The sequence below is a fragment of the Streptomyces sp. SID5464 genome, assembly GCF_009862985.1.
Taxonomy (GTDB): Bacteria; Actinomycetota; Actinomycetes; order Streptomycetales; family Streptomycetaceae; genus Streptomyces; species Streptomyces chartreusis_D.
The window spans coordinates 62,501-88,104 of the sequence record NZ_WWIQ01000060.1 but is presented as its reverse complement, the minus strand read 5'-3'; the positions used below and the strand labels follow the sequence as shown (position 1 = coordinate 88,104).

The window sequence follows — 25,604 nt, the reverse complement described above, 5'->3', positions numbered from 1 at the left end:
GGTCGTCCCTGACTGAGCGGCCCCTCCACCGACTGCTCGGAGGGGGGACGTGATTCAGCCTTGCCGAATCACCAGTCTGCCACCCTGCCGCCGGGCCACGACCTTGCCGGGGAGGTTGATGGCACCCTGACCGCGCCAGCCGGTGATCAACCGGTCGACTTCCTCGAGGTGCCGGGCGAACAGCGAACCGGCCGGGGCACCGGCTGCGATGGCGGCCCGGCGCAGCACCCGGCGGCGTACGGCGGGCGGCAGGGCGTAGAGCTTCGCGCACTCCAGCTGCCCGGCGGCGTCGCGGACGGTGGCCTCCGCCCGGGCGGCCCAGGAGTCCAGGGCGTCGGCGTCGTCGCGGGAGAGCTGAGCCGTGCGGGCGAGGGCCTCGACGACGCCCTTGCCGAGGGCCTTCTCCAGGGCGGGCAGGCCCTCGTGGCGCAGCCGGGAGCGGGTGTAGGCCGGGTCGGCGTTGTGGGGGTCGTCCCAGACGGGCAGGGACTGGACCATGCAGGCCTTGCGGGCGGTCTGCCGGTCGAGTTCCAGGAAGGGGCGGCGGTAACGGCCGTCGGCCCCCGAGACCGCGGCCATTCCGGACAGCGAGCGGATGCCGGAGCCGCGGGCGAGGCCGAGCAGGACGGTTTCGGCCTGGTCGTCCCGCGTGTGGCCGAGCAGGACCGCGGCGGCGCCGTGGCGTTCGGCGGCGGTGTCGAGTGCGGCGTAGCGGGCGTCGCGGGCGGCGGCTTCGGGGCCGCCCGCGCGGCCGACGGTCACGGCGACGGAGTCGACGGGGTCGAGGCCGAGTTCGCGCAGGCGCTGGACGACTTCCGCGGCCCGTACGTCCGAGCCGGGCTGGAGGCCGTGGTCGACGGTCACGCCGCCGGCTCTGATGCCGAGCTTGGGGGACTCGAAGGCGAGGGCGGAGGCGAGGGCCATGGAGTCGGCGCCGCCGGAGCATGCCACGAGCACGAGCGGCGGGGGCGGCGGCTCGTGCGAGGGGGCGTGCGGGGGTGCGGCGGTGGCGCTGTGGTGTTCGGTGAGCAGGTCGTGGAGGACGCGGCGGACCGCCAGGCGTATCGCCGCGACCGCAGGATGGGGACCCATGTCCGGTTCCCTTCATGAAGTTTTCGGGGGGTGAGCCCGATGCCGGTCACGCAGAGTGTGTAGATGGTGACAGAACCGGGCCGTTCCCCGAGCATTGCACGCCTACCCCTCGCTCACGGTCCCTCGGACGGGTGATTGGAGGGGCGTTCGCCTGCCGTCGGCCCGTTTCCTTTCACGACCCTCCCGCCATGTTCACTACTCGGTCCTGCGATGCACCCGCGCGATCCAGTCCGCCGGTTTGGCGATCTCCGCCTTGGTGGGGAGGGTGTTGGGCGAGGTCCACACGCGGTTGAAGCCGTCCATGCCGACCTCGTCGACGACGGCCCGTACGAAGCGTTCGCCGTCCCGGTACTGGCGGAGCTTGGCGTCCAGGCCGAGCAGCTTGCGCAGGGCCAGGTCCAGCCGGGAGGCGCCCTTGGCGCGGCGCTGCTGGAACTTCTCGCGGATCTCCCCGACGGTCGGTACGACGTCCGGTCCGACGCCGTCCATCACGAAGTCGGCGTGGCCCTCCAGCAGGGACATCACGGCCGTGAGGCGGCCGAGGATCTCGCGCTGGGCGGGCGTCTGCACGATCTCGACGAGGGAGCGGCCGCCGTCGTCCTCCTCGGCCTCGGGGCGGCCCCCGGCGAGGCTCTGTGCGGCCTCCCGTACGCGTTCCAGGACGGTCATGGGGTCGACGTCGGTCTCGCCCAGGAAGGACTGGATCTCTCCCTCGAGGTGGTCGCGCAGCCAGGGCACGGCCGTGAACTGCGTGCGGTGCGTCTCCTCGTGCAGGCACACCCAGAGCCTGAAGTCGTGCGGGTCGACATCGAGTTCGCGCTCCACGTGCACGATGTTCGGGGCGACGAGCAGGAGCCGGCCGCCGCCGTTCTCCCCGGCCGGGAGCTGGCGTGTGGCCGGGGCGAAGGTCTCGTACTGGCCGAGGACGCGGGAGGCCAGGAAGGACAGGAGCATGCCGAGCTCCACGCCGGTGACCTTGCCGCCGACGGCGCTCATCACCGCGCCGCCGGGGGTGTTGCCGCGCCGGTCCTGCATCTTGTCGAGCAGGGGCTTCAGCAGTTCCCGGAAGCCGGCGACGTTCGCCCGGATCCAGCCCGGGCGGTCGACGACCAGGACGGGGGTGTCGTGGCCCTCCTCCGTGCCCAGACGAGTGAAGCCCCGGACGTGTCCCTCCGAGGCCTTGGCATGCCTTCGCAGCTCCGCGACGACGGCCCGGGCCTCGTCGCGGCTGACCTCGGGGCCCGGCCGTACGAGCCGGGTCGCGGTCGCGACCGCGAGATTCCAGTCGACCATGCCGGTTGAAGCACCACCGATGCTCGTCATGCGTCAACCGTACGTGAGCGCCGGCCGCTGGGGCAGGGCGGCGAGGGTTGGGGGACGCCGGGTTCGTTGTCGGGTGCTCGGCGTTGTGGTCGGTGTGCTGGGTCGGGAAGGGCTGGGGTCCGTTTGCCGGTACTCGGCGTTGTCGGCCGTGCCCACCCTCCCCCAAGCTGTCGACTTCGCTCGAGCAGGGGGGACCCCCATCGCCCCAGCGGAACGACTGCCCACGGCGGTACTGCCTACCGGCAGCCGCAGGCCGCCAGGGTCGTCGCCGCCCTGTCCAGGGCCGTCTGGGCCGCTTCTGGGTCGTTCGTGTTGTTGGCCATGAAGGCGAAGGCCAGCAGGCGGCCGTCCTGGTCGACGACCGTGCCCGCGAGGGTGTTCACGCCGGTCAGGGTGCCTGTCTTGGCGCGGACGACGCCGGCTGCGCCGTCCTTGTAGCGGGTGGTCAGGGTGCCCGTGAACCCGGCCACGGGGAGGCCGGTGAGGGCCGGGCGGAGTTCGGGGTGGGCGGGGTCGGCGGCCTTGGCCAGGAGGGCGGTGAGGAGGTCGGCGGTGAGTCGGTCGGCGCGGTCCAGGCCGCTGCCGTCCTTGAAGGCGGCGCCCTCGAGGGGCAGCCCGAGTCTGCGGAGCCGGTCGTTGATCGCCCGGTCGGCGCCGGCGAAGTCGGCCGGGTGGCCCGTGGCGATCGCCGTCTGGCGGGCGAGGGCCTCGGCGATGTCGTTGTCGCTGTTGGTCAGCATCCGTTCGACGAGGGCCGAGAGCGGGGGCGAGTCCACGGTGGCCAGGGTCTTCGCGCGGGCCGTGGCCTTCGAGGGGCCGGGGGCCGTGGTCTTGATGCCGCGGGACTTCAGGAGGTCCCCGAAGCGGCGGCCCGCGTCGGCGGCCGGGTCGGTCACGCGGGTGACCGGGCCGCTGGTCGAGTCGTCCGTGCGGCCCTCGTCAACCATCAGAGGGCTGACGGGGGCGAGGTTGGGGTTGACCCCGATCGGGTGCTTCTGGGTGCCCGCGTAGCGGGTCGTGTCGTAGGAGAGCGTGACGTCGCGGACGCCACGTTGGGCCAGGGCCGCGGCCGTCCGGTCGGCCAGGACCCGCAGACTGGCCGAGCCGTCGGAGGCCTCGCGGGCCGTGAGGGTGGGGTCGCCGCCGCCGACCAGGACGACTTCGTTCGTGTCGGGTTCCAGCGCGGCTCGGGTGGTGAGGCGGTGGTCGGCGCCCATCGCGGACAGCGCGGCGACGGCCGTGGCGATCTTCGTCGTCGAGGCCGGGATGAGCGGGGCGTCCGAGTCCGTGCCGTACAGGCGCCTGCCGGTCGTGACGTCCACGACCGCCGCTGCCGGCCGGGGGCCGAGCGCCGGGTCCTTCAGCAGGGGCGTGAGGGTCTTCGCGAGGGCCTTGCCGCCCGGGGCGGACCTCACGGTGCTGACGCCGCCGAGGCCGGTCAGCACGGGCCCGGCGCTGGGGGCGGGCCGGGGCTGCGCGGGCGCGCCGGGGACCCGGCCGTGATCTGTGCCACCCGTGCGGCCCAGGGCCGCGGCCCGGTCCCGCTCGGCCGTACGCTGACCCGAGGAGTCCCAGGGGCCGGCGGCGGTCACCACACCGGCAGCCAGTGCGAGGCCGGCGGTGGCGGCGCCCGCGGTGTACGGCCAGGTCTTCGGCCGTGTGACCCGCGCGACCTGCGGCTTTCCGGCTCGGACGAGCCGCGCGACCCGTGGTTTCGCGGCCGCGACGGCCCTGGCCAGGCGCGGTCGTACGGCCTCCGCGATCCGCACCACGTGCGGCCTCGCGGCCCGCCAAGGACGCAGCTCCGGCACGACCACCAGCCCCTTTCGCGATCACACACCTGCGTGAGGGACACTTAACCACCAGAACTATGTGTTGATCATGGAGGAGCCACCGGTGGAGTTCGACGTCACGATCGAGATTCCGAAGGGTTCGCGCAACAAGTACGAGGTGGACCACGAGACCGGTCGTATCCGCCTGGACCGGCGACTCTTCACCTCGACCGCCTACCCGACCGACTACGGCTTCGTCGAGAACACCCTCGGCGAGGACGGCGACCCGCTGGACGCGCTGGTCATCCTGGACGAGCCGACGTTCCCGGGCTGCCTCATCAAGTGCCGGGCCATCGGCATGTTCCGGATGACGGACGAGGCCGGCGGCGACGACAAGCTGCTGTGCGTGCCGGCGACGGACCCGCGCGTGGAGCACCTGCGGGACATCCACCACGTGTCGGAGTTCGACCGCCTGGAGATCCAGCACTTCTTCGAGGTCTACAAGGACCTGGAGCCCGGCAAGTCGGTCGAGGGCGCCAACTGGGTGGGCCGTACGGACGCCGAGATCGAGATCGAGCGGTCCTACAAGCGCTTCAAGGAGCAGGGCGGTCACTGACCCCACCCCCCTGACGTCCACGGGCCGCACGCCTGCGCGTGCGGCCCGTTCGTCCGTATGTGCGCATACTGAGGCTGACGGGTACTGAGGGTGACGTGGCAGTGTCGTACAGGGAGCGCCAGGCAGTGACGGACGCGGAGGACCGCAAGCCGAAGTCGGACGAGGCGAGGAGCGCCTTCATGCCTCCGCCCGGGGCCGCCGTCGACGGGGACATGTCGACGACGTCGGAGTTCGCGATCCCGGAGGGGCTGGCCGTGCCCCGAACGACCGGTACGGAGTCGGAGACGACGTCCGAGTTCGTCTTCCCCAAGGGACTCGACGTCCCGCAGGCGCCCGCGGCGGAGCCGGAGGGTTCGGCGTTCAACCCGCCGAGGACCTACAGCGCCAAAAACGCCCCGCCCGCCTTCACGCCGCCGACCGGCATCCCCGTGATCAGTCTGACCAAGGACGTGCCCTGGCAGGACCGGATGCGCACGATGCTGCGGATGCCGGTGGCCGAGCGGCCCGCGCCGGAGCCCGCGCACAAGGCGGAGGAGGACGAGGGTCCGGCTGTTCCGCGTGTGCTCGACCTGACGCTGCGTATCGGTGAACTGCTGCTGGCGGGCGGCGAGGGCGCCGAGGACGTGGAGGCGGCGATGTTCGCCGTCTGCCGGTCCTACGGCCTGGACCGCTGCGAGCCGAACGTCACCTTCACCCTGCTGTCGATCTCCCACCAGCCGTCCCTGGTCGACGACCCCGTGACGGCGTCCCGGACGGTACGCCGCCGGGGCACCGACTACACGCGTCTGGCGGCCGTGTACCAGCTGGTGGACGACCTCAGCGACCCGGAGGCGCAGATCTCCCTGGAGGAGGCCTACGGGCGACTCGCCGAGATCCGCCGCAACCGGCACCCCTATCCCGGCTGGGTACTGACCGCCGCAAGCGGGCTGCTGGCGGGCTCGGCATCGGTGCTGGTCGGTGGTGACCTGATCGTCTTCTTCGCGGCCGTGCTGGGCGCGATGCTCGGCGACCGGCTGGCTTGGCTGTGCGCGGGGCGCGGGCTGCCGGAGTTCTACCAGTTCACGGTCGCCGCGACGCCTCCGGCCGCGATCGGGATCGCGCTGGCGCTGGCGCACGTGGATGTCGAGGCGTCCGCGGTGATCACTGGTGGGCTGTTCGCGCTGCTGCCCGGGCGGGCGTTGGTGGCGGGCGTGCAGGACGGTCTGACCGGCTACTACATCACGGCGTCCGCACGGCTGCTGGAAGTCATGTACTTCTTCGTGGGCATCGTCGTCGGAGTGCTGGTGATGCTCTACGTCGGCGTCCAGTTGGGCGCCCGCCTCACCCCCGAGGCGGCTCTGAGTACCGATCCACGGCCGCTGTTGCAGATCGGCGCGTCGATGCTGTTGTCCCTGGCCTTCGCGATACTGCTTCAGCAGGAACGATCCACCGTGCTGGCGGTGACGTTGAACGGCGGTGTCGCGTGGTCGGTGTACGGCGCGATGCACTACACGGGCGAATTCTCGCCGGTTGCCTCGACGGCGGTTGCGGCGGGGCTGGTGGGGCTGTTCGGGCAGTTGCTGTCCCGGTACCGGTTCGCGTCGGCGCTCCCGTACACGACGGCGGCCATCGGGCCCCTGCTGCCCGGTTCCGCGTCGTACTTCGGGCTGTTGTCGATCTCGCAGAACAATGTCGACGCGGGGCTGGTGTGGCTGTCGAAGGCCGTGGCGCTGGCGATGGCCATCGCGATCGGAGTGAACCTGGGAACGGAAATCTCGCGGCTATTCATGCGGATCGGGTCTGCCGAGAAGCGGCGGGCCGCCAAGCGGACCAGGGGTTTCTAGCGCCTCTGCCTGTGCTCGGGCTTCCTGTCCGTTGGCGGCCGCGAGTCGTCTGTCAGTAACCCCCGTTGTACGGGGGCTGGCCCCCGCCCTGCTGGGTGCCGTAGGGCTGCTGCTGGCCGTAGCCCGGGGCCTGGGGGTACTGGCCGTAGTACTGCTGGTCGTTGTAACCGTTCGGGCTGCCGTACGGGGGCTGCTGCGGCTGCTGGTGGGGCTGGTCATCCGGGGTGATGCGGCGGAGCTGGGTCGTCGCGTCGTCCATGACGGGGGGATGGGGCTGGGCCGCCGGGGCCTCGGACGCGGCGCGCTTCTTCTTGGAGCGGTCGCGGAGGTACTCGACGATGATCGGGACGACCGAGAGCAGGACGATCAGGATGAGGATCGACTCGACGTTCTTCTTGATGAAGTCGATCTGACCGAGCCAGTAGCCCGCCAGGGTGACGCCGGTGCCCCAGGCGATGCCGCCGATGACGTTGTACGTGACGAACGTGCGGTACTTCATGCGGCCGGCGCCGGCCACGATGGGGGCGAAGGTGCGCACGATCGGGACGAAGCGGGCCAGGACGATCGCCTTGGGGCCGTACTTCTCCATGAATTCGTGGGCCTTGTCCAGGTTCTCCTGTTTGAAGAGCTTGGAGTTCGGCCTGTTGAAGAGCTTCGGGCCCAGGAACTTGCCGATCATGTAGCCCACTTGGTCGCCGGCGACGGCGGCGATCACGATGAGCGTGCAGACCAGCCACAGGGGCTGCGTGATGTAGGTGCCCTCGGCGACGAAGAGGCCCGCCGTGAACAGCAGGGAGTCGCCGGGCAGGAACGCGAAGAGACCCGACTCCGCGAAGACGATGAGCAGGATGCCCGGCAGGCTGAACGTCGAGATCAGGTAGTCCGGGCTGAGCCACTCGGGGCCGAGCGCAAGCGTGGTCACGGGGATGTGGCTCCTGCTGCTGGGGGTACGGGCTGGGCACTGACTGCTTCAAAGTATCAACGCAGCCGTCATGGCCCAGGTTCCATGGGCGTACTCAGGATGCACTGTGCGCGGTCCCGGTCAAAGCTGTGAACCATGGGCATCGATGAATACGGCGGCGGACAAGGCCCTCGGCCCGACGTCCTTGTCGTCACCACGAACGACGTACCCGGCCACCGCGTGCAGGAAGTACTCGGCGAGGTCTTCGGACTGACCGTGCGCTCCCGGCACCTGGGGAGCCAGATCGGCGCCGGGCTGAAGTCGATGGTCGGCGGCGAGCTGCGCGGGCTCACCAAGACGCTCGTGCAGACCCGCAACCAGGCCATGGAACGACTCGTCGAACAGGCACGCGCGCGTGGAGCCAACGGCGTGCTCGCGTTCCGCTTCGACGTGACGGAGGCGGCGGACGTGGGCACCGAGGTGTGCGCGTACGGCACGGCGGTGGTCCTGGCCCGGGAGTGAGACCCCCGCGCCCGCGCGTTTCCGGTTTGTGGCGTTTGATCCGTTTATCGTGTGCCCGTGGTCGACACCGAGCAGCAGGCACCTTCCGTCACTCCGTCGACCCCCGCGCGCGTGCTGCTGCCGTCGGTCCTGCCCGCCGTGGCCGTCGGTGTCATGTCCAGCCTGCTCCTGGTGGGGGTGGAGGTCGCCGCCGAGGAACTCCAGGGCGTGCTGTGGAAGACCGTCCCGGACGCCCTCGGCATCGGCCGGTACTCCGTGGCGTGGATGTTCGCGATGCTCGTCGCGACCGGTGTCGCCGTCGGGCTGGTGGTGTGGAAGGTGCCGGGGCACGCGGGACCGGATCCGGCGACCGTGGGGCTGGACGCGCCGGTCCTGCCGCCCGTGGTGCTGCCGGGGTTGCTGCTGGCGACCGCGCTGACGCTGGCCGGCGGGCCGAGCCTGGGCCCCGAGAACCCGATCATCGCCGTGAACGTCGGCCTGGCGGTCTGGCTGGGCAGCCGGGCGATCCCCCGGGCGCCGGGCCGGATCTGGCCGGCCCTGGCGGAGGCGGCGACGATCGGCGCGCTGTTCGGCACGCCCGTGGCGGCCGCCCTGGTGATCTCCGAGGTGCTGTCCCGGCAGGAGACGCGCGGTCTGCTCTGGGACAACCTCTTCGCGCCGCTGACCGCCGCCGCGGCCGGTGCCCTGACCGCCAGACTGATCGACCGCCCGAGCTTCGACCTGGACCTGCCGTCCTTCGGCCGGCCGGGCTGGGCGGACCTGCTGGCGGCCGTCGTGGTCGCCGCGGCGGGCGCGCTGCTCGGCATGTGCGCCGTGCGCGCGTTCCCGCACGTCCACGGTGTCTTCCGCCGGCTGCGGCACCCGATGCTGATGCTCCCGGCGGGCGGGGCCGTACTGGGTGCTCTCGCGGCCCTGGGCGGCCATCTGACGCTGTTCAAGGGGCTCGACGAGGTCGCCGAGCTGGCACACGACCCGGACGGCTGGTCGGCCGGGGAGTTCGCCGTCATGACGGTGGTGAAGCTGGCCGCGCTGCTCGTCGCCGCGTCCTGCGGGTTCCGCGGGGGGCGCATCTTCCCGGCCGTGTTCGCCGGCACGGCCCTCGGGCTGTGCGCGCACGCCCTGGTGTCCGGGGTGCATCCGTCGGTGGGGGTGTCCGCCGGTGTGCTCGGGATGCTGCTGGCCATCACCCGGCAGGGCTGGATCAGCCTGTTCGTCGCCGCGGTGCTGATCGATTCGCCGGAGATCCTCGCCCTGCTGTGCGTCGCCTCGCTGCCGGCCTGGCTGCTGGTGACGGGCCGGCCGCAGATGCAGCTGCACCCGGACGGCACGCCCGTCCGCTGACACCCCGACTCCCCCTGGAGGCTCCCTTGCCGCTCAACGAAGGCCCCCGCCAGACCGGCGAACGCCGTCTGTCCGTCAATCCCTTCTACGGCCCCGCCAACCCGGTCGGCGACATGGCCGAGGCCCCGCCCACGCACCGGCTCCCGGAGCAGCCCATGGCGCCGGCGACCGCCCACCAGCTGGTGCGCGACGAGCTGATGCTCGACGGCAACGCGCGGCTGAACCTCGCCACCTTCGTCACCACCTGGATGGAGCCGGAGGCCGGGGTGCTGATGGCGGAGTGCCGGGACAAGAACATGATCGACAAGGACGAGTACCCGCGCACGGCCGAACTGGAGCGGCGGTGCGTGGCGATGCTCGCCGACCTGTGGCACGCGCCCGATCCGGCGGCGGCCGTGGGCTGTTCGACGACCGGGTCGAGCGAGGCGTGCATGCTCGCCGGGATGGCGCTGAAGCGGCGCTGGGCGCGGCGCAACGCCGACCGGTACCCGGGGGCGCGGCCCAATCTGGTGATGGGCGTGAACGTGCAGGTCTGCTGGGAGAAGTTCTGCACCTTCTGGGAGGTCGAGGCCCGGCTGGTCCCCATGGAGGGCGAGCGCTTCCACCTGGACCCGCAGGCCGCGGCCGAGCTGTGCGACGAGAACACCATCGGGGTCGTCGGCATCCTGGGCTCGACCTTCGACGGGTCCTACGAGCCGGTCGCCGAGCTGTGCGCGGCGCTGGACGCGGTGCAGGAGCGGACGGGGCTCGACATCCCCGTGCATGTCGACGGGGCGTCCGGCGCCATGGTCGCGCCGTTCCTCGACGAGGACCTGGTGTGGGACTTCCGGCTGCCGAGGGTGGCGTCGATCAACACCTCGGGTCACAAGTACGGGCTCGTCTACCCGGGCGTCGGCTGGGCGCTGTGGCGGGACGCCGAGGCGCTGCCGGAGGAGCTGGTGTTCCGGGTGAACTACCTGGGCGGCGACATGCCGACGTTCGCGCTCAACTTCTCCCGGCCGGGCGCGCAGGTCGTGGCGCAGTACTACACGTTCCTGCGGCTGGGCCGGGAGGGCTACCGGGCCGTGCAGCAGGCCGCGCGGGACGTGGCCACGGGGCTCGCCGCGCGGATCGAGGCACTGGGCGACTTCCGGTTGCTGACCCGGGGCGACCAGTTGCCGGTGTTCGCGTTCACGACCGCGCCGGACGTGACGGCGTACGACGTCTTCGACGTCTCGCGGCGGCTGCGGGAGCACGGCTGGCTGGTGCCCGCGTACACCTTCCCGGCCAACCGCGAGGACCTGTCCGTGCTGCGGGTCGTGTGCCGCAACGGCTTCTCGGCCGACCTCGCCGAGCTCCTCACGGAGGACCTGGAGCGCCTCCTGCCGGAGCTGCGCCGGCAGCCGCGCCCCTTCACCCGGGACAAGGACGCGGCCACCAGCTTCCACCACTAGTGATCGGAGGATCAGCGGCTCAGCCGCCCGAACCTCCGTACCGCCAGTGGGAAGAACACCGCCAGCAGGGTCAGCGGCCAGATGATCGCCGGCCACACGTGCCCGGGCTCCGCGCCGGGGGCGCCGAACAGGTCCCGTACGGCCGTGGCCGTGTGGGACATCGGGTTCCACTCGACGACCGTGCCGAGCCAGCCGGGCATGGTGTCGGGGAGGGCCAGGGCGTTGGACAGGAAGCCGACCGGCCAGACCAGGATCTGCACGGCCTGGACCATCTCCGGCCTCCCGGCCACCAGCGCCAGGTGGATGCCGATCCACAGCATGGCGAACCGGAACAGGAGCAGCAGGCCCACGGCTCCCAGGAAGGCCGCCGGACCGCCGTGGGCCCGCCAGCCGAGCGCGGCGCCCACGGCGATGAGCACCACCAGGGCCATCGCCGACTGGAGCATGTCGGCGGCCGAACGGCCCACCAGTACCGCTCCGTTGGTCATCGGCATGGAGCGGAAGCGGTCGATGACGCCCTTGTCGAGGTCCTGCGTGACGGCGATCATCGTGCCCTCCAGGCCGAAGGCCATGGTGAGCGCGAGCATGCCCGGGACCAGGTAGTCGCGGTACTCGCCGCCCACGCCCCGGCCGCCGCCGACCAGGTAGCCGAACATGAGCAGCAGCATCACCGGGAAGACGAGGTTGACGACCAGCTGGACCGGCTGCCGCCCCCAGCGGGCGAGTTCCCGGCGGGTCATGGTCCAGGAGTCGGTCAGGGCGTAGGCGGTCACGCGGTCTCCTTCACTCGGCGGTCGTCTCCGGTGAGGTGCAGGAACACCTCGTCCAGCGTCGGACGGCGCAGCGCGACGTCCTCCGCCTCGATCCCGGCCTCCTGAAGGGCCTCTACGACCCGGGAGAGCGCCTCCATGCGGTCGGTCACCGGGGCGCTCAGCAGGCGGCGGTCGGTGTCGACGGTGACCCCGGTGAGAGGCAACAGGGCGACGGCCGCACCCAGCTGACCCGCGTCGCGCAGGACCACGTCGATGCGGTCGCCGCCGGTCTCCGCCTTCAGCTCGTCCGCCGTGCCCTCGGCGATGACGCGGCCTGCGTCGACGACCGAGATGCGGTCGGCGAGCTGGTCGGCCTCCTCCAGGTACTGCGTGGTGAGCAGGACCGTCGTACCGCCGCCGACCAGGGAGCGGACGGAGTTCCACACCTCGGCGCGGCCGCGGGGGTCGAGGCCGGTGGTCGGCTCGTCCAGGAAGAGCACCTCCGGTTCGGTGATCAGGGAGGCGGCGAGGTCGAGCCGGCGCCGCATGCCGCCGCTGTACTGCCGGACCGCCTTGCGGCCGGTGCCGGCCAGGTCGAAGCGCTCCAGGAGTTCACCGGCACGCGCGCGTGCCCGCTTCGCGCCCAGGTGGTGCAGCCGGCCGAACAGTTCCAGGTTCTGCCGGCCGCCGAGCTCCTCGTCGAGCGCGGCGTGCTGGCCGAGCAGACCGATGCGCAGCCGTACGGCGTACGCCTCGCGCACCACGTCGTGCCCGGCCACCTCGATCCGGCCCGCGTCGGGGCGCAACAGGGTGGACAGGATCCTCACCAGGGTGGTCTTGCCCGCGCCGTTCGGGCCGAGCACCCCGTGCACCGTGCCGCGCGCAACCCGCAGGTCGAGCCCGTCCAGTGCGTGTTTCCCCTCTTTGCCGCCGTACGTCTTGCGTGCGCCTTCGACGGTGATCGCCGTGTCGGCCACAGGGACTCCCTCGCTAGTCAAACTTGACTACAAGCTCGAAAATAACCCCACCTCCTCTATTCGTCAAATTTGATTAGTGATCGTCCCCGGGATGCCGCTCCCCCGTCGCGTACGGGTTCTCCGCGTCCTCGGCCAGGACACCGACGAACGGGTCGCCCTCGTCGGCGAAGGTGTAGGCGCCGCCCTCGATGCGCTCGATGAGACCGCGGGTCCACTCGGCCTCGGAGTCGGCCGTGTGGACCCACATGTTCATGATCTCGCCGATGTGGCCCAGCTGTCCGGGCCCCTCCTCGGGGACGTAGTGCTCCAGGACGGAGGCCCGCCACTGCTCGATCCGCAGGGTGCGCTCCTTCAGCAGCGCGACCGCCTCCGCCCGCGGCAGGTCCACGACGAAGCCGACGGCGGCCGTCTTCACGTCCCCCCGCTGGTCGTACGTGACGAGCGCCTCGCGCAGCAGCCGGAAGTACTCCTCGGTGCCCTGCCCGGTGATCTCGTACTCCGTGCGCGGCGGGCCGCCGGCCGTGGACGGGGCGATCTCGTGCGCGTGCAGCAGTCCCTGCTTCGCCATCTGCTTCAGGGCGTGGTAGATCGAGCCGGGCTTGGCGTTGGACCACTCGTGCGCGCCCCAGTACTCCAGGTCGTTGCGCACCTGGTAGCCGTGGGCCCGCCCGTGCATACGGACCGCGCCGAGCACGAGGAGACGGATCGCTGACATGGGGCCAGCGTAGGACCAGGGAGGTCAGCCCCAGGAGCTGCCCTGCTCCTTCGCCACCAGCTCGAAGGCCGTGGCACCGTCCAGCGACTCACGGATGATGTCGGCGTGGCCGGCGTGCCGGGCCGTCTCGCGGATCAGGTGCAGGCAGAGCCAGCGCATGGAGACCCGGCCGTCCGGCGGGAACCAGGGCTGGGCCGGCAGCGCGAAGGTGTCGTCGAGGCTCGGCACCGAGCGGACGAAGTCCTCCGTCTCGGCGGCGACCTTCTCCCAGTACGCCAGCTGCGACGCGACGGTCTCGCCCTCGACCAGCCGGAAGCACTCGTGCCAGTTGCTCTGGTCCCGCTCGACGGCCGGTGGCTCGCCCTTGGCGAGGGAGACCCACATCTGCTCGACCTCGACGACGTGCTTGAGCAGTCCGGCGAGCGACAGCTCACTGGCGCTGGGACGGGAGCTCGCCTGTTCGTCGGTCAGCCCCAGCACCGCCCGCCGGATGCCGCCGCGCTGCTCCTCGATGAAGGAAAGCAGCGCTCCGCGCTCGTCGCCGTGTGCCTCCGCGGGAACGTGAGTGACCATGACCGCCGCCTTTCGTCGGACCGGGGGCCTCTTCCCCCTGACACCGACGAAGCTACGCACCCTTGCGGTCAGTTTCTGTCCGCAAGGACAGCCGCTCTTAGCGAGAGAGCCCTCCAGTCCGACAGCGGGCCGAGCACCAACCGCCCGGCCCGCCCGTCGTCTGGGATGCCGACGCCGTCCGCGACGACGTGCGCGAATACATCGTCGAGCACCTCCATGACGAGGCAGCGATGCTGGTCGTCGACGAGACCGGCGACGTGAAGAAGGGCGCCGACACGGTCGGGGTCCAGCACCAGCACCAGCACACCGGAACGGCCGGGCGGATCGAGAACTCCCGGGTCGCCGTCCACCTCGTCTACGCCGACGAGCGGGGACACGCGGCGGTGTACCGAGAGCTGTACATCCCGCGCTCCTGGAAGTGCCCATCCGGATTGCTGTCGGGCAGCCCGAAACCGCGCACGGCTCTGGAGGGACTGGGCATCAGAAGCCCCCTAGGTCCTCGCGGTGGCCTGTTCCGCTGGACGCGCCGGAGATAGCGCTGTGGATGACGCCGGATCAAGAAGGACTCCAGCTGATCCATCACAGCGACCGCGGCTCGCAGGCCGAGATCAGGCCGTACCGGCCGCAGTACTCGGAGCCGTCGGCGAGCATCGCCCCGTAGGGGCCGACGGGCGCCGCCCCCCACAGCGGGGCTCTGCCTGGACCCGGTGCGCGCTCTCGCGAACCATGCCCACGCTCGCGGCGATTGCTCGGCCGCCCGCGCACGCCAGCCTCACACCAGGCGAGATGCGCCTCGGCGATCGCCTCGGGCCGCTCGGCGAGCAGCCGCGTCGGCCACAGCTCGTCGCTCAGGTCGTGCCCGGCGGAATCCAACTGGTTGGACATGCCGCCGACGGCAGTCGAAGCGCGGGTGTGAGCGGCCCGCCATGTCCGGTATGTGGGAGGCCTGTGGTGACGGCGCCGTGTACGGCCCCGTGAGGTGACGAACGCGGCCGGCCACCCCGGGCCGGCCCCGCCGGTCCGTCCTCAGCAGGTCAAGCGGCGCTCGGCGCTCTCGTAGGTGGCGAGGTTGGAGTCGACGCCCACGACGGTCTTGTAGGTGTAGGTGCCGGAACCCGTGCACTTCCAATACGCGATCTTGGAGCCGCTCTCGAGCGGGGTCCAGTCCATCTCCTCCCAGCCGTACCAGCGGTGGCGCAGCAGGGATATCGTGGCGTCCCTGCACTTGCTGCTGGTCTTGCTGGCCGCGCCGATGATCTCACTGATGCCCTTGTAGGGGGCCGAGATCTTGTAGCAGCTCCGGTCCCAGTCCTCGGCGGAGGCCGGTGTGGCCGGCATCAGTAGCGTGGCCGCGCAGGCCAGAGCGACGGCGGCGCATGACTTTCCAGCGAACCCGAGAGTTCTCATGACAGAAGCTCCTGTCTGCGGGAATGTGGGGGGATACAGGATGAAAGAATCCTTTCATCGGGGCCAAGACGAGATCAAGTCGGCGCGGCCATGTCTGGCTTTCCGTCAAAGTCCTGTGTCACCCTGCCACTTGGCGTCGGACGGCACGGCACGGCGCGGCACTGTGCGGCGTTTCCGTGCTGCGTCGGGCGGGGCCGGGCCCGGGTCCTGGCTCGCGGCCGCGTTCTGCCTCGCCCGACCCGTCGACCTCCCCGGACCGCACCCTTACCACCCGCTGAACAGCCCCAACCGCCACACCGGTATCCAGGCCCTCGACTGCAACCCCGACGGCGGCGGCGCTCCTTGACAAGCCGTTCGGAGACGTCCTACGCGCACTCCTGCGGCGGGCGCGAACACCCGCCATGGGGGAGCTCACCTTCGGGACCGAGTTGGGCGCGGCTCTCGTCGCCTGGAGCGAGGCGGCTTCAAACCACTGACAAGGTCGGCCCTCATGGCCCGAACACCCTCAGAACGGGAAGCCGCTCCGGCCGTGCTGCACGGAGATCCACTTCAGCGTGGTGAAGGAGTCCAGCATCGTCTCGCCGTTGAGCCGGCCGAGGCCCGAGTGCTTCTCGCCGCCGAACGGGACGATCGGCTCGTCGTGGACGGTGCCGTCGTTCACGTGGAACATGCCCGTGTCGATCTGCTTGGCGAAGGCGACGCCCCGCTCGACGTCCCCGGTGTGCACGGCACCGCTCAGGCCGTAGGGGGTGTCGTTGACGAGGCGTACGGCCTCCTCCTCGCCGTCGAACGGGACGAGGAAGGCGATCGGGCCGAAGACCTCCTGCCTCAGCAGCGCCGAGTCGGCGGGCAGGCCGGTCAGGACGGACGGCTCGACGAGGTTGTCGGTCCGCCCGCCGCGCACCAGGGCCGTGGCGCCCTCGGCGAGGGCCTGCTCGACCACGCCCGCGACGGCGTCCGCCTGCGAGGAGTTGATGACCGGGCCGATGACGGTCTCCGGGTCGCGCGGGTCGCCCGCCTTGAGGGTCTTCACCTTGGCGACGAACTTCTCGGTGAACTCGTCGGCGACGGACCGGTCGACCAGGACGCGGTTGGCGGCCATGCAGACCTGCCCCTGATGGACGTACCGGCTGAAGACGGCCGCGTCGACCGCGTAGTCCACGTCGGCGTCGTCGAGTACCACCAGCGCGCTGTTTCCGCCCAGTTCGAGGACCGAGCGCTTGAACTGCCGCGCGCAGACGGTCGCCACGTGCCGGCCGACCTGGTCGGAGCCGGTGAAGGAGATGACCTTGGGGACCGGGTGCTCGATGAAGGCGTCACCGATCTCCGCGATGTCGGTGATGACGACGTTCAGCAGGCCGCCGGGCAGCCCCGCGTCCTCGAAGATCTTCGCGACCAGGGAGCCGCCGACGACCGGCGTGTTCTGGTGCGGCTTGAGCACCACGGCGTTGCCGAGCGCGAGCGCCGGAGCGACGGACTTGATCGAGAGCAGGAACGGGAAGTTGAAGGGGCTGATCACGCCCACGACACCGACGGGCACGCGGTAGACGCGGTTCTCCTTGCCGTCCACCGGCGAGGGGAGGATCCGGCCCTCGGGGCGCAGCGCCAGCTGGACCGCCTCGCGCAGGAACTCCTTGGCGAGGTGCAGTTCGAAGGCGGCCTTCAGACGCGTACCGCCGAGCTCGGCGATGATCGCCTCGGATATCTCGGCCTCGCGCTCCTCGATGAGCCGCAGGGCCTTCTCGAACACGGCACGGCGGGCGTAGGGGTTGGTCTCGGCCCACTGCTTCTGGGCACGGGCGGCCGCCCGGTACGCCTGGTCGACCTCGTCGACCGTGGCTATCGTGATCGACGCCAGTTTCTCGTCGTCGTACGGATTGAAGTCGATGATGTCCCAGGAACCGGTACCCGGGCGCCACTCACCGTCGATGTACTGCTGTGCAAGGTCGGTGAAGTAGGACGACGACATGTGTGACCCCTCGATCCCTGGCAGACCCTCGATCGCGCCTTCACGATCTGATCACACGTCATCGTACTGACGTTTCGCGAGAGTTGGAGGCTTCAGGAGAGCTGGAGGAGCCCCCGGAGAAGGTCCCGGCTCTCCGAAGGGCCCGGGCTGTCGCTCTGGAGCTCCTTGAGCGCCCTCTCGTACTGGGCGACGTCCTCGGGCTTGTCCAGGTACAGCGCGCTGGTGAGCTGCTCCAGGTAGACGACGTCCGAGAGGTCGGACTCCGGGAAGCTGAGGATCGTGAACGCGCCACTTTCGCCGGAGTGGCCGCCGAGGCTGAACGGCATGACCTGGAGCCGCACATTGGGCCGCTCGGAGATCTCGATGAGGTGCTGGAGCTGGCCGCGCATCACCTCGCGGTCGCCGTACGGGCGGCGCAGGGCGGCCTCGTCCAGGATGATGTGGAAGTCGGGCGCCCTCTCGTCGACGAGGTACTTCTGCCGCTCCAGGCGCAGCGCCACGCGCCGCTCGACATCGGCCTCGCTCGCGCCCTGCATGCCCCGCCGGACCACCGCGTGCGCGTACGCCTCGGTCTGGAGCAGGCCGTGCACGAACTGCACCTCGTACGCCCGGATCAGCGAGGCGGCGCCTTCCAGGCCGACGTAGGTGGGGAACCAGCTGGGCAGCACGTCCGAGTAACTGTGCCACCAGCCCGCCACGTTGGCTTCCTTCGCCAGGGACAGCAGGGAGGCGCGCTCCTGCTCGTCCGTGATGCCGTACAGGGTGAGCAGGTCCTCGACGTCTCTGGTCTTGAAGCTCACCCGGCCCAGCTCCATCCGGCTGATCTTCGACTCGGAGGCGCGGATCGAGTAGCCCGCCGCCTCGCGCGTGATGCCCCGAGCCTCACGCAGTCGCCTGAGTTGTGATCCGAGCAGCATGCGCCGCACCACCGATCCCGGCTCTCCCGCGCTCACGTTCGCCAGCCTCCCCAACGTCTTCAGGGGCCGAAGTCTGCCACTAAAACACTCCGAGCAGTACTCGTCCGGTTACGGAAACGGAATCGAGTCAGGGGACGCACGCGCGCGGATTCAAGAAAGAGGCAAGCGAACGGGCAGACAGGGCCGTGAAGATGACGGAAAAATTGACCAACAAGCGGTACGGGACGACTCATTCCGGTCACGTGCACGTGCATCTGCCCTTGCATCTGCTGTACGCATCCGAAACCATGGTCCCGCACCACCGCCGCATCGCACCGACCGCGAATTCCCGGGAGTGCCTCGCATGGGGACGAATGGATCGACCATGCTCGAGCCGTTAAGGCAGGGCCTTCCGCCGCTGGATCCCGCGGCCGTGTCCGACGCCGCCTCCTGTGCTCTGCCCGCCCGCTACGAAGCGGTGCGCGAAGCACGGCACTTCACTCGCAGAACCCTCGACCAGTGGGACATGGGCGACCGGTTCGACGACGTCTGCCTGGTGGTCTCGGAACTCGTCACCAACGCCCTGCGGCACGGCCTGCCGGCGAGCACCCGGTGCGCCACCGGCCAGGAGCCTCCCGTACGACTGCACCTGATGCGGTGGACCGAGCGGCTGGTGTGCGCGGTGCGCGATCCCAGTCACGACAGTCCCGTCGCCCGGGAGACCGACGACTTCTCGGCCGAGTCGGGCCGGGGGCTGTTCCTCGTCGACTCCTTCAGCGACAGCTGGGGCTGGCACCCGCTCGCGGGCGCGCTCAGCGGCAAGGTGGTCTGGGCGCTGTTCCGGCTGCCGCGGCCCGGTTCAGGGCCGCACGCGGAATGAGAAACCGCGGCGCTTCCGTGCGCCGCGGTTCTACGCGCGTCGCGGCGCGTTGAGTACCGTTTACCCCGTTTCGCGAAGGGATGCCGGGGGTCAGCCCCCCACCAGGTGGTCGAACTCGCCGTCCTTCACGCCCAGCAGCATGGCCTCGATCTCCGCACGGGTGTAGACCAGTGCGGGGCCGTCGGGGAAGCGCGAGTTGCGGACGGCCACGTCACCGCCCGGCAGCCGGGCGAACTCCACGCACGAGCCCTGCGAGTTGCTGTGCCGGCTCTTCTGCCAGGCCACACCACGCAGCCCGGCGGCCGCCATACCGTTGTACACGTCGTGGTCCACAGGTCGCTCCCCGGTGGTGCACTGGCTGGTGTGGCCATTGATGCAGTGGTCAACTGACCCGGATCATAGCTGTGTTCATGTGCAGATGCATGGGCAGATGCACGTGCACGCGGGGTGGTCCTCCGGTTACAGCTTTGACGACCGCTTTACCGAAAGCTCTTGCCTGTTTGACGGCCCTCCGCCGCCGCGCGTTCCCGGCTGCGTGCGCCGAAGTAGGCGGGTCCGGCGGAGGTGTCGTGGAGGCGGAGCATCCACTCGGCGGCGGGGACGGGCACCGAGGGGGTGGCGAGGCCGGAGAAGCAGGAGCTGGGGCGTGGGGTCCGGGGCCTCGGGCAGGACCGTCCGGCCTCCATACGGAAGACGGCCGCGGCATGCGGGGGCGGGGAGAAATGGGCCGTGCGGATGACCGAGTCGTCGTCCTCGGGGCCGGTGCCGGGGTCGGACCATCGCCGGACGGGCGGTCGGCCGCCCGGCCCGGACGGACCGCCCGGCGTGCGCCCCGTGCGGCCTCGCGACAGATGCATGAGGTTCCCCACCCGTCAAGCGTGGGGAACCTCACCCGGGCCGGATGCGCTCAGCGGCTGCGCAGCCGGGGAACGGCGCCTCAGCGACTGGCGTAGGGCAGCAGCGCCATCTCGCGCGCGTTCTTGATCGCCCGGGCCAGCTGCCGCTGCTGCTGGGCCGACACGCGGGTGACCCGGCGGCTGCGGATCTTGCCGCGGTCGGAGATGAACTTCCGCAGCAGGTCGGTGTCCTTGTAGTCGATGTAGGTGATGCCGGCCTGGTCCAGCGGGTTGGGGCGGTTCTTGACGGGCTTGCGGTCGATCTTGCGGGGCATCGGGTCAGACCTCCAGGAGGGTGTCGAAGGCGTGCGGCAGCCGCTGCCAGGCGTCGCGCCCGGCCGCGTACTCGGCGTCGGTCAGCAGGCAGGACTCCAGCAGCCGCTCCAGGCCGTCCCGGTCGAGGCCGGGCGAGGTGAAGACCAGGTGCTGGCCGCGGTCGCCGTGCTCGGGGTGCCAGTCCAGCGCGGCGGCGGCGCGACGCACCGGCGGGACCATCTCCCAGGCCGCGTCCGGCAGGGAGGCGAGCCACGGACCCGCGCTCTCCACGCACAGGGCCCCGCCCGCCGCGTCCCAGTGGAACAGCGTGTCGGGCTTGTCGGCGAGCCAGAACCGGCCCCGGCTGCGGGCTGCCGCGCAGGTCAGGTCCTCCAGGGCGGCGTAGAGCCGCTCCGGGTGGAAGGGGCGGCGCTGCTGCCAGACCAGGGTGGAGACGCCGTGCGCGTCGGCCTCGGCCGGAAGCAGGGCGCAGGCCGGGTGCTGGGCGGCCGCCGCCGACTCCACGTCGAAGCCGGCCAGGGCGGCCTCGGCCAGCGGCGGGAGCGGGCGCCGCCGCGGGGGCGGCACGGTCAGACCGTCGGCCGTGTCCCGCGCGAAGGCGCCGGGCGCGGGTGCGCCCGCCAGGTCACCGTGGCCGATCGGGACCTGGCGGGCCGTCGGGTGCAGTTGCGCGAGCAGCTCGCGGTCCTCGTCGTCGGCCTCGGGGGACTCGGCGATCGCGAGGACGGGGGCGTACTCCAGCTGGCGGGCGAAGGTGTCGGCGACCGTCCGCTGGTCGGTGGCGGCGGCGGCGAGACCGCCGTCGGCCAGGTCGTCGCCGTTGCCGAGGTACGGCAGGACCAGGGCCGGGTCGACGGCGGTGATCACGCCGGTGACGGTGAGCCCGCCGGCGGTGACGACCTCGGCCATGGCCTTGGGCTCGACGGAGTCCCACAGCTCGACGACGGCCAGGGGCGTCCGCCCGGCGTCCGCGAGCCGCTCCAGCTCGGGGACCAGGTCCTCCCGCAGGGCGCAGCAGGCACAGTCGTTGACGAGCGGCGCCTCCCCCGCGTCCAGGACGCCGGTGGCGTCCCGGACGGTCCGTACGACCGTGCCGGCCGCGGCCGTCGCCAGGTCGTGGTGGAGTGCGACGCTGCCGGGCACGTCGGCGAGCAGCCGGGCCACGGCCGCCTTGCGGGCGTCGGCGTGCAGCCCGCCGACGATCACGACGGAGAGCCCAGGAGGGGCAGCCACGGGGTCAGCCCTTCTTTCCGTACCGGCGCTCGAAGCGCTCGACGCGTCCCGCGGTGTCCAGGACGCGGGCGGTGCCGGTGTAGAAGGGGTGGCTGACGTCGGAGATCTCGACGTCCACGACCGGGTAGGTGTTGCCGTCCTCCCACTCGATCGTCTTCTCGCTCGTCATGGTCGAGCGGGTGAGGAAGGCGTAGTTCGCGGCACGGTCGCGGAAGACGACGGGACCGTAGTCCGGGTGGATTCCCTCGCGCATGGTCAGCGCTCCTCTCGGAAGTCGACGTGGCGGCCGACGACCGGATCGAACTTGCGCAGGGTCAGTCGGTCCGGGTCGTTGCGACGGTTCTTGCGGGTCACGTAGGTGTAGCCGGTCCCGGCCGTGGACCGGAGTTTGATGACCGGCCGGAGTTCATTGCGTGCCATGCCGCTATGCTACTGAAAATGAATTCCATTTACATCACCTGAGCCAGAGAGGTACATCACCACCATGTCCGCGCACTGCATGCTGACCGGCACCCAGCCCGGCTTCGGCAACCGCATCTCGCACTCCCACCGGCGCACGTCCCGCCGGTTCGACCCCAACATCCAGTCCAAGCGCTACTGGCTGCCGAGCGAGGCCCGGTACGTACGCCTGCGGCTGAGCGCCAGGGCGATCAAGACCGTCGACACGATCGGGGTCGAGGCGGCCGTCGCCCGGATCCGCGCCCGGGGAGTGAGGGTCTGATGGCGAAGAAGAGCAAGATCGCGAAGAACGACAAGAGGCAGGAGATCGTCGCGCGGTACGCCGCCCGGCGGGCCGAACTGAAGGAGATCATCCGGCGGCCGTCCTCCACGGACGCCGAACGGCTCGCCGCGCAGGCGGAACTGCGCAGGCAGCCGCGCGACGCCAGCGCCACGCGGGTGCGCAACCGGGACTCGGTGGACGGCCGGCCGCGCGGCTACTTCCGGGCGTTCGGGCTGTCCCGGGTGAGTCTGCGGGGCCAGGCGCACGCGGGGTATCTGCCGGGGGTGCGCAAGTCGTCCTGGTAAGAGGCCGTCCCGGAGGCCCTTGACGAGCCCTGGTAGCTTGCTGCGGTCGTTCCGGCCACGGGGCCGGCCGGTTCGCCCGGACCGGCCGGCCGACCGGCTACAGCTTGGGAGCTTGCAGTGACTTCGGTGATCTTCTCGCGCCGCACCGGCGCCGTACGCGTCGCGGCGGCCGCCGCGGGGCTGGCCGGCGCGCTCGCGCTGACCGCGTGCAGCAGCGACAGCGGCTCCGGGGACGACTCGGCGTCCAGCCCGTCCCCGTCGGCCTCGGCGCCCGCCGCCACGGGCCAGGACTCCGGCTCCGGCTCCGGCGGGTCGGCCGGCGGCGCGCTGGCGGGCAGCTGGCTCGCCACGACCGACGGCAAGGCCGTGGCGCTGGTGATCACCGGGAAGCAGGCCGCGCTCTTCGCCACCGGCGGCAGCGTGTGCACCGGCACCGCGGGCGAGGAGTCGGGGATGCGGATGATCCGCCTGAAGTGCACGGACGGCTCCAAGGACCGGGCGACCGGCATGGTCGACTCCGTGAACGGGAGCCGCCTGAAGGTCACCTGGGAGGGCGGCCTCGGCGCCGAGACGTACCAGAAGGCGGAGGGCGGGAAGCTGCCGACCGGGCTGCCGACGGGGGGCCTCGGGTAGCGCGGGGGTCCGGCAAGGGGCTTTCCGGGCGGGGTTTTCGGGAGGGCGCCCCGGCCGGCGGCCTGCCCGGGTGCGTGACGGTCCCCGCGTCCGAGATGATCCCTGCGTCGGAACCGCTCATCGCCATCACGCACCAGAGGACCTCATGCGCACCTTTCCTCCCCTCGCCCTGGCCGCCGCCCTCGCCGCGACGGTCCTGCTGACCGCCTGCGACGACGGCAAGACCGGTGGCGACGACGTCAAGAACGCGGACGGGCCGGGCGGTTCGGCCTGTGCGATCGGGCACATGGGCGTGGAGGTCGGGGCCGGTGCGGCCCCGGCGGCCGGGGACACCGGCACTGTCACCGTCACCCTCACCAACCAGGGCGGCGCGTGCACCCTGAAGGGCTTCCCCGCCGTCGACCTCGTGGCGGAGGACGGCACGACGTCCGTGTCCCCGGAGCAGACCGGGAAGGCCCAGCCGCTCACCCTCGGGAAGGGCGGCACCACGTCCTTCACGATCACCTACGTCCGGGGCGAGGCCGGCTCCCCGAAGAGCCTTCAGGTGCGGAAGGCGTCCTTCACCCTGCCCGGCGCCACCGCGTCCGCACGCGACCTGACCTGGTCCTACGGCGAGGTCGCCCGGAAGGACGGGAGCGGCGCGGCGGAGGCCTCGGTGAGCGGTTTCGAGTCCTCGGGCGACTGACGGCAGGTCAGCGCAACGGCGGCCGGTGCTCGACCTGGGCCCGGTCCGCCGCCTGTGCGCCCTCCGTCCAGCCCGCCGCGTCGCGGACGCCGCGCAGGCGGGTCGTGGTCGTCTCCGGGAACATCCGGTCCAGCCGGCCGGTGACCGCGACGTCGCGGGAGGCGAGGACCGGGAGCAGATCCTCCGTCACCTGGGTCTCGGCGGCGGCCGACAGGCGGGTGCCGATGCGGTGGGCGTAGGCCGCGAGGAAGGCCTGCCGGAACGCCTTGGTGCGCTTGCGGCCACCCGCCCGCTGGACGGCCTCCGCCTTCGTCATCGCGGTCGTGGCCTGTACGAGGAGTGAGGTGTAGAGGAGTTCGACCGCTTCCAGGTCCGTTTCGAAGCCGACGACGGTGGAGAAACCGAGGGGCTCGTTCCACACCGCCCGGCAGTGGTTGGCGGCGGCGACGGCGTCCAGCAGCACCGCCTTGGCCTGCTCGTGCGGCGGTTCGACACCGATCCGGCAGGCCCCGGGTGTCTCGGGCGAGGGTGCCCGGGCCGCGAGCAGCGCCTCGTCGACGCTGTGGCGGGCCATCAGCTCCTGCGCCTTCGCGCTGAGCGCCTCCGCCTCCTCAGGGAACCCGGTGGCCTCCGCCTTGGCGAGCAGGGCGCGGATCCGGCCCAGCATCCGGGACTCGGTCCTCGGCTCCCCGGGCGACTCGTCGAGGGACTCGAGCGCGGGCAGGCGCAGCAGCAGGCGGTACAGCTCCAGCACGGCGGTGGCGTACGAGAAGCGGTCGGTGCGGGGCGGGGCGTCGTCGGGGAGCTCCGCGAGCTGCGCGCTCCAGCGTCGCCCGCGCGGACGGTCGTGCGGCGCCTGCGCGCGGATCAGTGCCGCCACCAGCCGTACGTGTACGTCGTCCAGTTCGCGCCGGACGGTCCGCACGACGTCGGCCGGCTGCCAGCCGCGCCGCCAGGCCGCCGCCACGAACTCCGTGCCGCGCCGGGCGAGTTCGTCGTCCGCCGCCGGGTCGGACGCGAGCAGCGACGCGCCGGTGTCGAGGGCCGTCTCGCCGGTGTCGTACAGGGCGGCCTCGAACGCGCGGTCGACGGTGGTGGGCGTACTCACGGGGCCGATGGTGCCACGCCGGCACGGATGACCCGGCATGCGCGACCTCGGACGTCTCACTCCCCGGAATTGGGTCGTCCGCGCGCGGCAGGGCTTCGAGCATGGGGCGCATGGTGGACATGTCTCTCTACGCTGCGTTCCTCGTCGCCGCCTTCGCGCTCTGCATCACCCCCGGCCCGGACATGATGTTCATCGTGGCGATGGGCGGACGGGGCGGCCCCACCGCCGGGGTGATGGCGGCGTTCGGGGTGGCGTGCGCGATGCTCGTGCACGCGGTCGCGGCGGCGCTCGGCCTGTCGGCCCTGTTCACGGCGCTGCCGACGCTGTACCACGTGCTGCGCTGGGCGGGCGCGGCCTATCTGCTCTACCTGGCGGTGAAGGCGTTCCGCGACCGTTCGGTGCCGGGCGAGGAGGGGACCGGCGCCGTGGGTCCGGGGATGCGGCGGGCGTTCTGGCAGGGCGCGATCACCAACCTGCTCAACCCCAAGGTGATCCTCTTCAACGTGGCGTTCCTGCCGCAGTTCGTGGACCCGTCGCTGGGCCACGTCCAGGGCCAGTTGCTGCTGCTCGGCGTCACGCTCGTGGTGATGGGCTTCCTGTGGGACGGCAGCGTCGGCCTGCTCGCGGGGCGGCTGGCGTCTCTCCTCAGGCGCAGTGCGCGGGTGAACCGTTGGCTGAACATCGTCTCCGGGACGGTGTTCACGGGGCTGGCGGTGCGGCTGGTGGCGACCTCTCCGAAGTAGAGGGTGGTGTCA

General features: G+C 71.4%; 29 protein-coding genes and 2 pseudogenes. 12 read left to right on the top strand and 19 right to left on the bottom strand.

The features are described 5' to 3' along the window. Positions 1-54: 54 nt before the first annotated feature. From tilS to dacB, 3 genes are all read right to left on the bottom strand, one after another. A complete protein-coding gene (tilS, locus tag GTY47_RS30400; RefSeq protein ID WP_010044296.1) occupies positions 55-1,092 on the bottom strand; it encodes a tRNA lysidine(34) synthetase TilS in 1,038 nt (345 codons plus the stop codon). Positions 1,093-1,287: 195 nt separating this feature from the next. Beyond that, on the bottom strand, positions 1,288-2,415 hold the full coding sequence (locus tag GTY47_RS30395; RefSeq protein WP_029181482.1) for a zinc-dependent metalloprotease: 1,128 nt from the start codon (positions 2,413-2,415) through the stop codon (positions 1,288-1,290). 236 nt (positions 2,416-2,651) lie between these two features. After that, entirely contained in the window at positions 2,652-4,232 is a 1,581-nt protein-coding gene (dacB, locus tag GTY47_RS30390; protein WP_010044292.1) for a D-alanyl-D-alanine carboxypeptidase/D-alanyl-D-alanine-endopeptidase, read from the bottom strand. A gap of 79 nt (positions 4,233-4,311) precedes the next feature. Between dacB and GTY47_RS30385 the strand changes: the two genes are divergently transcribed. Both GTY47_RS30385 and GTY47_RS30380 read left to right on the top strand, forming a co-directional pair. Continuing rightward, positions 4,312-4,803, top strand: coding sequence for an inorganic diphosphatase (locus GTY47_RS30385; protein ID WP_010044289.1), 492 nt, complete (start codon positions 4,312-4,314; stop codon positions 4,801-4,803). 125 nt (positions 4,804-4,928) lie between these two features. Continuing rightward, the gene (locus tag GTY47_RS30380) at positions 4,929-6,626 is read left to right on the top strand and encodes a threonine/serine exporter family protein (RefSeq protein WP_010044288.1); all 1,698 of its coding nucleotides are present in this window, start codon (positions 4,929-4,931) and stop codon (positions 6,624-6,626) included. 52 nt (positions 6,627-6,678) lie between these two features. On the opposite strand, the gene GTY47_RS30375 is transcribed toward GTY47_RS30380, so the two are convergent. Next, positions 6,679-7,548, bottom strand: a complete 870-nt coding sequence (locus tag GTY47_RS30375; protein WP_010044287.1) for a VTT domain-containing protein — start codon at positions 7,546-7,548, stop codon at positions 6,679-6,681. A 135-nt stretch (positions 7,549-7,683) separates the two neighbouring features. Here GTY47_RS30375 and GTY47_RS30370 point away from each other — a divergent pair, with 135 nt between their 5' ends. Genes GTY47_RS30370 through GTY47_RS30360 form a run of 3 tightly spaced genes read left to right on the top strand, consistent with a single transcriptional unit; the run spans position 7,684 to position 10,823 of the window. Further along, on the top strand, positions 7,684-8,049 hold the full coding sequence (locus GTY47_RS30370; RefSeq protein WP_010044286.1) for a YbjQ family protein: 366 nt from the start codon (positions 7,684-7,686) through the stop codon (positions 8,047-8,049). 57 nt (positions 8,050-8,106) lie between these two features. Then, on the top strand, positions 8,107-9,390 hold the full coding sequence (locus GTY47_RS30365; RefSeq protein ID WP_040903725.1) for an ion channel protein: 1,284 nt from the start codon (positions 8,107-8,109) through the stop codon (positions 9,388-9,390). Between the two features lie 26 nt (positions 9,391-9,416). Continuing rightward, positions 9,417-10,823 carry a glutamate decarboxylase gene (locus GTY47_RS30360; protein WP_010044283.1) on the top strand — a complete coding sequence of 469 codons (1,407 nt, stop codon included), beginning with the start codon at positions 9,417-9,419 and terminating at the stop codon, positions 10,821-10,823. Positions 10,824-10,834: 11 nt separating this feature from the next. Here the strand turns inward: GTY47_RS30360 and GTY47_RS30355 are convergent, their stop codons facing one another. The 4 genes from GTY47_RS30355 to GTY47_RS30340 form a co-directional block, all read right to left on the bottom strand. Further along, positions 10,835-11,596: an ABC transporter permease gene (locus GTY47_RS30355; RefSeq protein ID WP_010044282.1), complete on the bottom strand. Its 762-nt coding sequence runs from the start codon at positions 11,594-11,596 to the stop codon at positions 10,835-10,837. Then, positions 11,593-12,552, bottom strand: coding sequence for a daunorubicin resistance protein DrrA family ABC transporter ATP-binding protein (locus GTY47_RS30350; RefSeq protein WP_010044281.1), 960 nt, complete (start codon positions 12,550-12,552; stop codon positions 11,593-11,595). The genes GTY47_RS30355 and GTY47_RS30350 overlap by 4 nt, the downstream gene beginning before the upstream one ends. A gap of 73 nt (positions 12,553-12,625) precedes the next feature. Continuing rightward, positions 12,626-13,267: a PadR family transcriptional regulator gene (locus GTY47_RS30345; protein WP_010044280.1), complete on the bottom strand. Its 642-nt coding sequence runs from the start codon at positions 13,265-13,267 to the stop codon at positions 12,626-12,628. A gap of 24 nt (positions 13,268-13,291) precedes the next feature. Next, positions 13,292-13,840, bottom strand: a complete 549-nt coding sequence (locus tag GTY47_RS30340; protein WP_010044277.1) for a DinB family protein — start codon at positions 13,838-13,840, stop codon at positions 13,292-13,294. 161 nt (positions 13,841-14,001) lie between these two features. Here GTY47_RS30340 and GTY47_RS30335 point away from each other — a divergent pair. Further along, positions 14,002-14,262 (top strand): annotated as a pseudogene (locus GTY47_RS30335) (transposase); the annotation flags it as partial. A gap of 187 nt (positions 14,263-14,449) precedes the next feature. Here GTY47_RS30335 and GTY47_RS30330 read toward each other — a convergent pair. The 4 genes and pseudogenes from GTY47_RS30330 to GTY47_RS30315 all read right to left on the bottom strand — a co-directional run. Next, positions 14,450-14,731, bottom strand: a pseudogene (locus tag GTY47_RS30330) (homocysteine S-methyltransferase family protein); the annotation flags it as partial. 135 nt (positions 14,732-14,866) lie between these two features. Further along, positions 14,867-15,247 (bottom strand): hypothetical protein, encoded by a 381-nt coding sequence (locus GTY47_RS30325; RefSeq protein ID WP_037668137.1) that lies wholly within the window; start codon positions 15,245-15,247, stop codon positions 14,867-14,869. A gap of 505 nt (positions 15,248-15,752) precedes the next feature. Continuing rightward, positions 15,753-17,216: an aldehyde dehydrogenase family protein gene (locus tag GTY47_RS30320; RefSeq protein ID WP_010044265.1), complete on the bottom strand. Its 1,464-nt coding sequence runs from the start codon at positions 17,214-17,216 to the stop codon at positions 15,753-15,755. Positions 17,217-17,308: 92 nt separating this feature from the next. Then, on the bottom strand, positions 17,309-18,133 hold the full coding sequence (locus GTY47_RS30315; RefSeq protein WP_010044264.1) for a helix-turn-helix transcriptional regulator: 825 nt from the start codon (positions 18,131-18,133) through the stop codon (positions 17,309-17,311). A 343-nt stretch (positions 18,134-18,476) separates the two neighbouring features. Here GTY47_RS30315 and GTY47_RS30310 point away from each other — a divergent pair, with 343 nt between their 5' ends. Continuing rightward, positions 18,477-18,992 carry an ATP-binding protein gene (locus tag GTY47_RS30310; RefSeq protein ID WP_078602919.1) on the top strand — a complete coding sequence of 172 codons (516 nt, stop codon included), beginning with the start codon at positions 18,477-18,479 and terminating at the stop codon, positions 18,990-18,992. A 90-nt stretch (positions 18,993-19,082) separates the two neighbouring features. Here the strand turns inward: GTY47_RS30310 and GTY47_RS30305 are convergent, their stop codons facing one another. The 6 genes from GTY47_RS30305 to rpmG form a co-directional block, all read right to left on the bottom strand. Then, complete coding sequence (locus tag GTY47_RS30305) at positions 19,083-19,301, bottom strand: DUF397 domain-containing protein (RefSeq protein ID WP_050810297.1); 219 nt, start codon at positions 19,299-19,301, stop codon at positions 19,083-19,085. Positions 19,302-19,471: 170 nt separating this feature from the next. Next, positions 19,472-19,849: a hypothetical protein gene (locus GTY47_RS30300; RefSeq protein ID WP_029181478.1), complete on the bottom strand. Its 378-nt coding sequence runs from the start codon at positions 19,847-19,849 to the stop codon at positions 19,472-19,474. Between the two features lie 80 nt (positions 19,850-19,929). Further along, complete coding sequence (gene rpsR / locus GTY47_RS30295; RefSeq protein ID WP_010044256.1) at positions 19,930-20,163, bottom strand: 30S ribosomal protein S18; 234 nt, start codon at positions 20,161-20,163, stop codon at positions 19,930-19,932. A 4-nt stretch (positions 20,164-20,167) separates the two neighbouring features. Then, complete coding sequence (locus GTY47_RS30290; RefSeq protein WP_010044254.1) at positions 20,168-21,397, bottom strand: GTP-binding protein; 1,230 nt, start codon at positions 21,395-21,397, stop codon at positions 20,168-20,170. Positions 21,398-21,401: 4 nt separating this feature from the next. Continuing rightward, positions 21,402-21,650 (bottom strand): type B 50S ribosomal protein L31, encoded by a 249-nt coding sequence (locus tag GTY47_RS30285; protein WP_010044251.1) that lies wholly within the window; start codon positions 21,648-21,650, stop codon positions 21,402-21,404. Positions 21,651-21,652: 2 nt separating this feature from the next. After that, positions 21,653-21,817, bottom strand: a complete 165-nt coding sequence (gene rpmG / locus GTY47_RS30280) for a 50S ribosomal protein L33 (RefSeq protein WP_010044249.1) — start codon at positions 21,815-21,817, stop codon at positions 21,653-21,655. A 64-nt stretch (positions 21,818-21,881) separates the two neighbouring features. On the opposite strand from rpmG, the gene rpmB reads away from it, so the two are divergent. The 4 genes from rpmB to GTY47_RS30260 all read left to right on the top strand — a co-directional run bounded on the left by rpmB (position 21,882) and on the right by GTY47_RS30260 (position 23,741). Beyond that, positions 21,882-22,118, top strand: a complete 237-nt coding sequence (gene rpmB, locus GTY47_RS30275; protein WP_010044248.1) for a 50S ribosomal protein L28 — start codon at positions 21,882-21,884, stop codon at positions 22,116-22,118. Further along, complete coding sequence (rpsN, locus tag GTY47_RS30270) at positions 22,118-22,423, top strand: 30S ribosomal protein S14 (protein ID WP_010044247.1); 306 nt, start codon at positions 22,118-22,120, stop codon at positions 22,421-22,423. Before rpmB ends, rpsN begins: the two co-directional genes overlap by 1 nt. A gap of 117 nt (positions 22,424-22,540) precedes the next feature. Beyond that, positions 22,541-23,056 carry a hypothetical protein gene (locus tag GTY47_RS30265; RefSeq protein ID WP_102514823.1) on the top strand — a complete coding sequence of 172 codons (516 nt, stop codon included), beginning with the start codon at positions 22,541-22,543 and terminating at the stop codon, positions 23,054-23,056. Between the two features lie 145 nt (positions 23,057-23,201). After that, entirely contained in the window at positions 23,202-23,741 is a 540-nt protein-coding gene (locus GTY47_RS30260) for a DUF4232 domain-containing protein (RefSeq protein ID WP_010044245.1), read from the top strand. Between the two features lie 7 nt (positions 23,742-23,748). Here GTY47_RS30260 and GTY47_RS30255 read toward each other — a convergent pair whose 3' ends face one another. Further along, the gene (locus GTY47_RS30255) at positions 23,749-24,849 is read right to left on the bottom strand and encodes a DUF2786 domain-containing protein (protein WP_029181477.1); all 1,101 of its coding nucleotides are present in this window, start codon (positions 24,847-24,849) and stop codon (positions 23,749-23,751) included. 110 nt (positions 24,850-24,959) lie between these two features. Here GTY47_RS30255 and GTY47_RS30250 point away from each other — a divergent pair, with 110 nt between their 5' ends. Next, complete coding sequence (locus GTY47_RS30250) at positions 24,960-25,592, top strand: LysE family translocator (RefSeq protein WP_029181476.1); 633 nt, start codon at positions 24,960-24,962, stop codon at positions 25,590-25,592. Positions 25,593-25,604: the final 12 nt, after the last annotated feature.

Excerpts from the sequence above, each read along its gene's own strand:
- GTY47_RS30315 (WP_010044264.1), bottom strand. The coding sequence starts at position 18,133 with ATGCTGCTCGGATCACAACTCAGGCGACTGCGTGAGGCTCGGGGCATC.
- GTY47_RS30285 (WP_010044251.1), bottom strand. The coding sequence starts at position 21,650 with ATGCGCGAGGGAATCCACCCGGACTACGGTCCCGTCGTCTTCCGCGAC.
- GTY47_RS30395 (WP_029181482.1), bottom strand. The coding sequence starts at position 2,415 with ATGACGAGCATCGGTGGTGCTTCAACCGGCATGGTCGACTGGAATCTC.
- GTY47_RS30250 (WP_029181476.1), top strand. The coding sequence starts at position 24,960 with ATGGTGGACATGTCTCTCTACGCTGCGTTCCTCGTCGCCGCCTTCGCG.
- GTY47_RS30325 (WP_037668137.1), bottom strand. The coding sequence starts at position 15,247 with ATGAGAACTCTCGGGTTCGCTGGAAAGTCATGCGCCGCCGTCGCTCTG.
- GTY47_RS30320 (WP_010044265.1), bottom strand. The coding sequence starts at position 17,216 with ATGTCGTCGTCCTACTTCACCGACCTTGCACAGCAGTACATCGACGGT.
- GTY47_RS30345 (WP_010044280.1), bottom strand. The coding sequence starts at position 13,267 with ATGTCAGCGATCCGTCTCCTCGTGCTCGGCGCGGTCCGTATGCACGGG.
- GTY47_RS30305 (WP_050810297.1), bottom strand. The coding sequence starts at position 19,301 with ATGGCGGCCGCCGGGCTGCGTGGTGTGGCCTGGCAGAAGAGCCGGCAC.
- rpsR (WP_010044256.1), bottom strand. The coding sequence starts at position 20,163 with ATGCCCCGCAAGATCGACCGCAAGCCCGTCAAGAACCGCCCCAACCCG.
- rpmB (WP_010044248.1), top strand. The coding sequence starts at position 21,882 with ATGTCCGCGCACTGCATGCTGACCGGCACCCAGCCCGGCTTCGGCAAC.
- GTY47_RS30340 (WP_010044277.1), bottom strand. The coding sequence starts at position 13,840 with ATGGTCACTCACGTTCCCGCGGAGGCACACGGCGACGAGCGCGGAGCG.
- rpsN (WP_010044247.1), top strand. The coding sequence starts at position 22,118 with ATGGCGAAGAAGAGCAAGATCGCGAAGAACGACAAGAGGCAGGAGATC.
- GTY47_RS30370 (WP_010044286.1), top strand. The coding sequence starts at position 7,684 with ATGGGCATCGATGAATACGGCGGCGGACAAGGCCCTCGGCCCGACGTC.
- GTY47_RS30260 (WP_010044245.1), top strand. The coding sequence starts at position 23,202 with ATGCGCACCTTTCCTCCCCTCGCCCTGGCCGCCGCCCTCGCCGCGACG.
- tilS (WP_010044296.1), bottom strand. The coding sequence starts at position 1,092 with ATGGGTCCCCATCCTGCGGTCGCGGCGATACGCCTGGCGGTCCGCCGC.
- rpmG (WP_010044249.1), bottom strand. The coding sequence starts at position 21,817 with ATGGCACGCAATGAACTCCGGCCGGTCATCAAACTCCGGTCCACGGCC.
- GTY47_RS30300 (WP_029181478.1), bottom strand. The coding sequence starts at position 19,849 with ATGCATCTGTCGCGAGGCCGCACGGGGCGCACGCCGGGCGGTCCGTCC.
- GTY47_RS30310 (WP_078602919.1), top strand. The coding sequence starts at position 18,477 with ATGGGGACGAATGGATCGACCATGCTCGAGCCGTTAAGGCAGGGCCTT.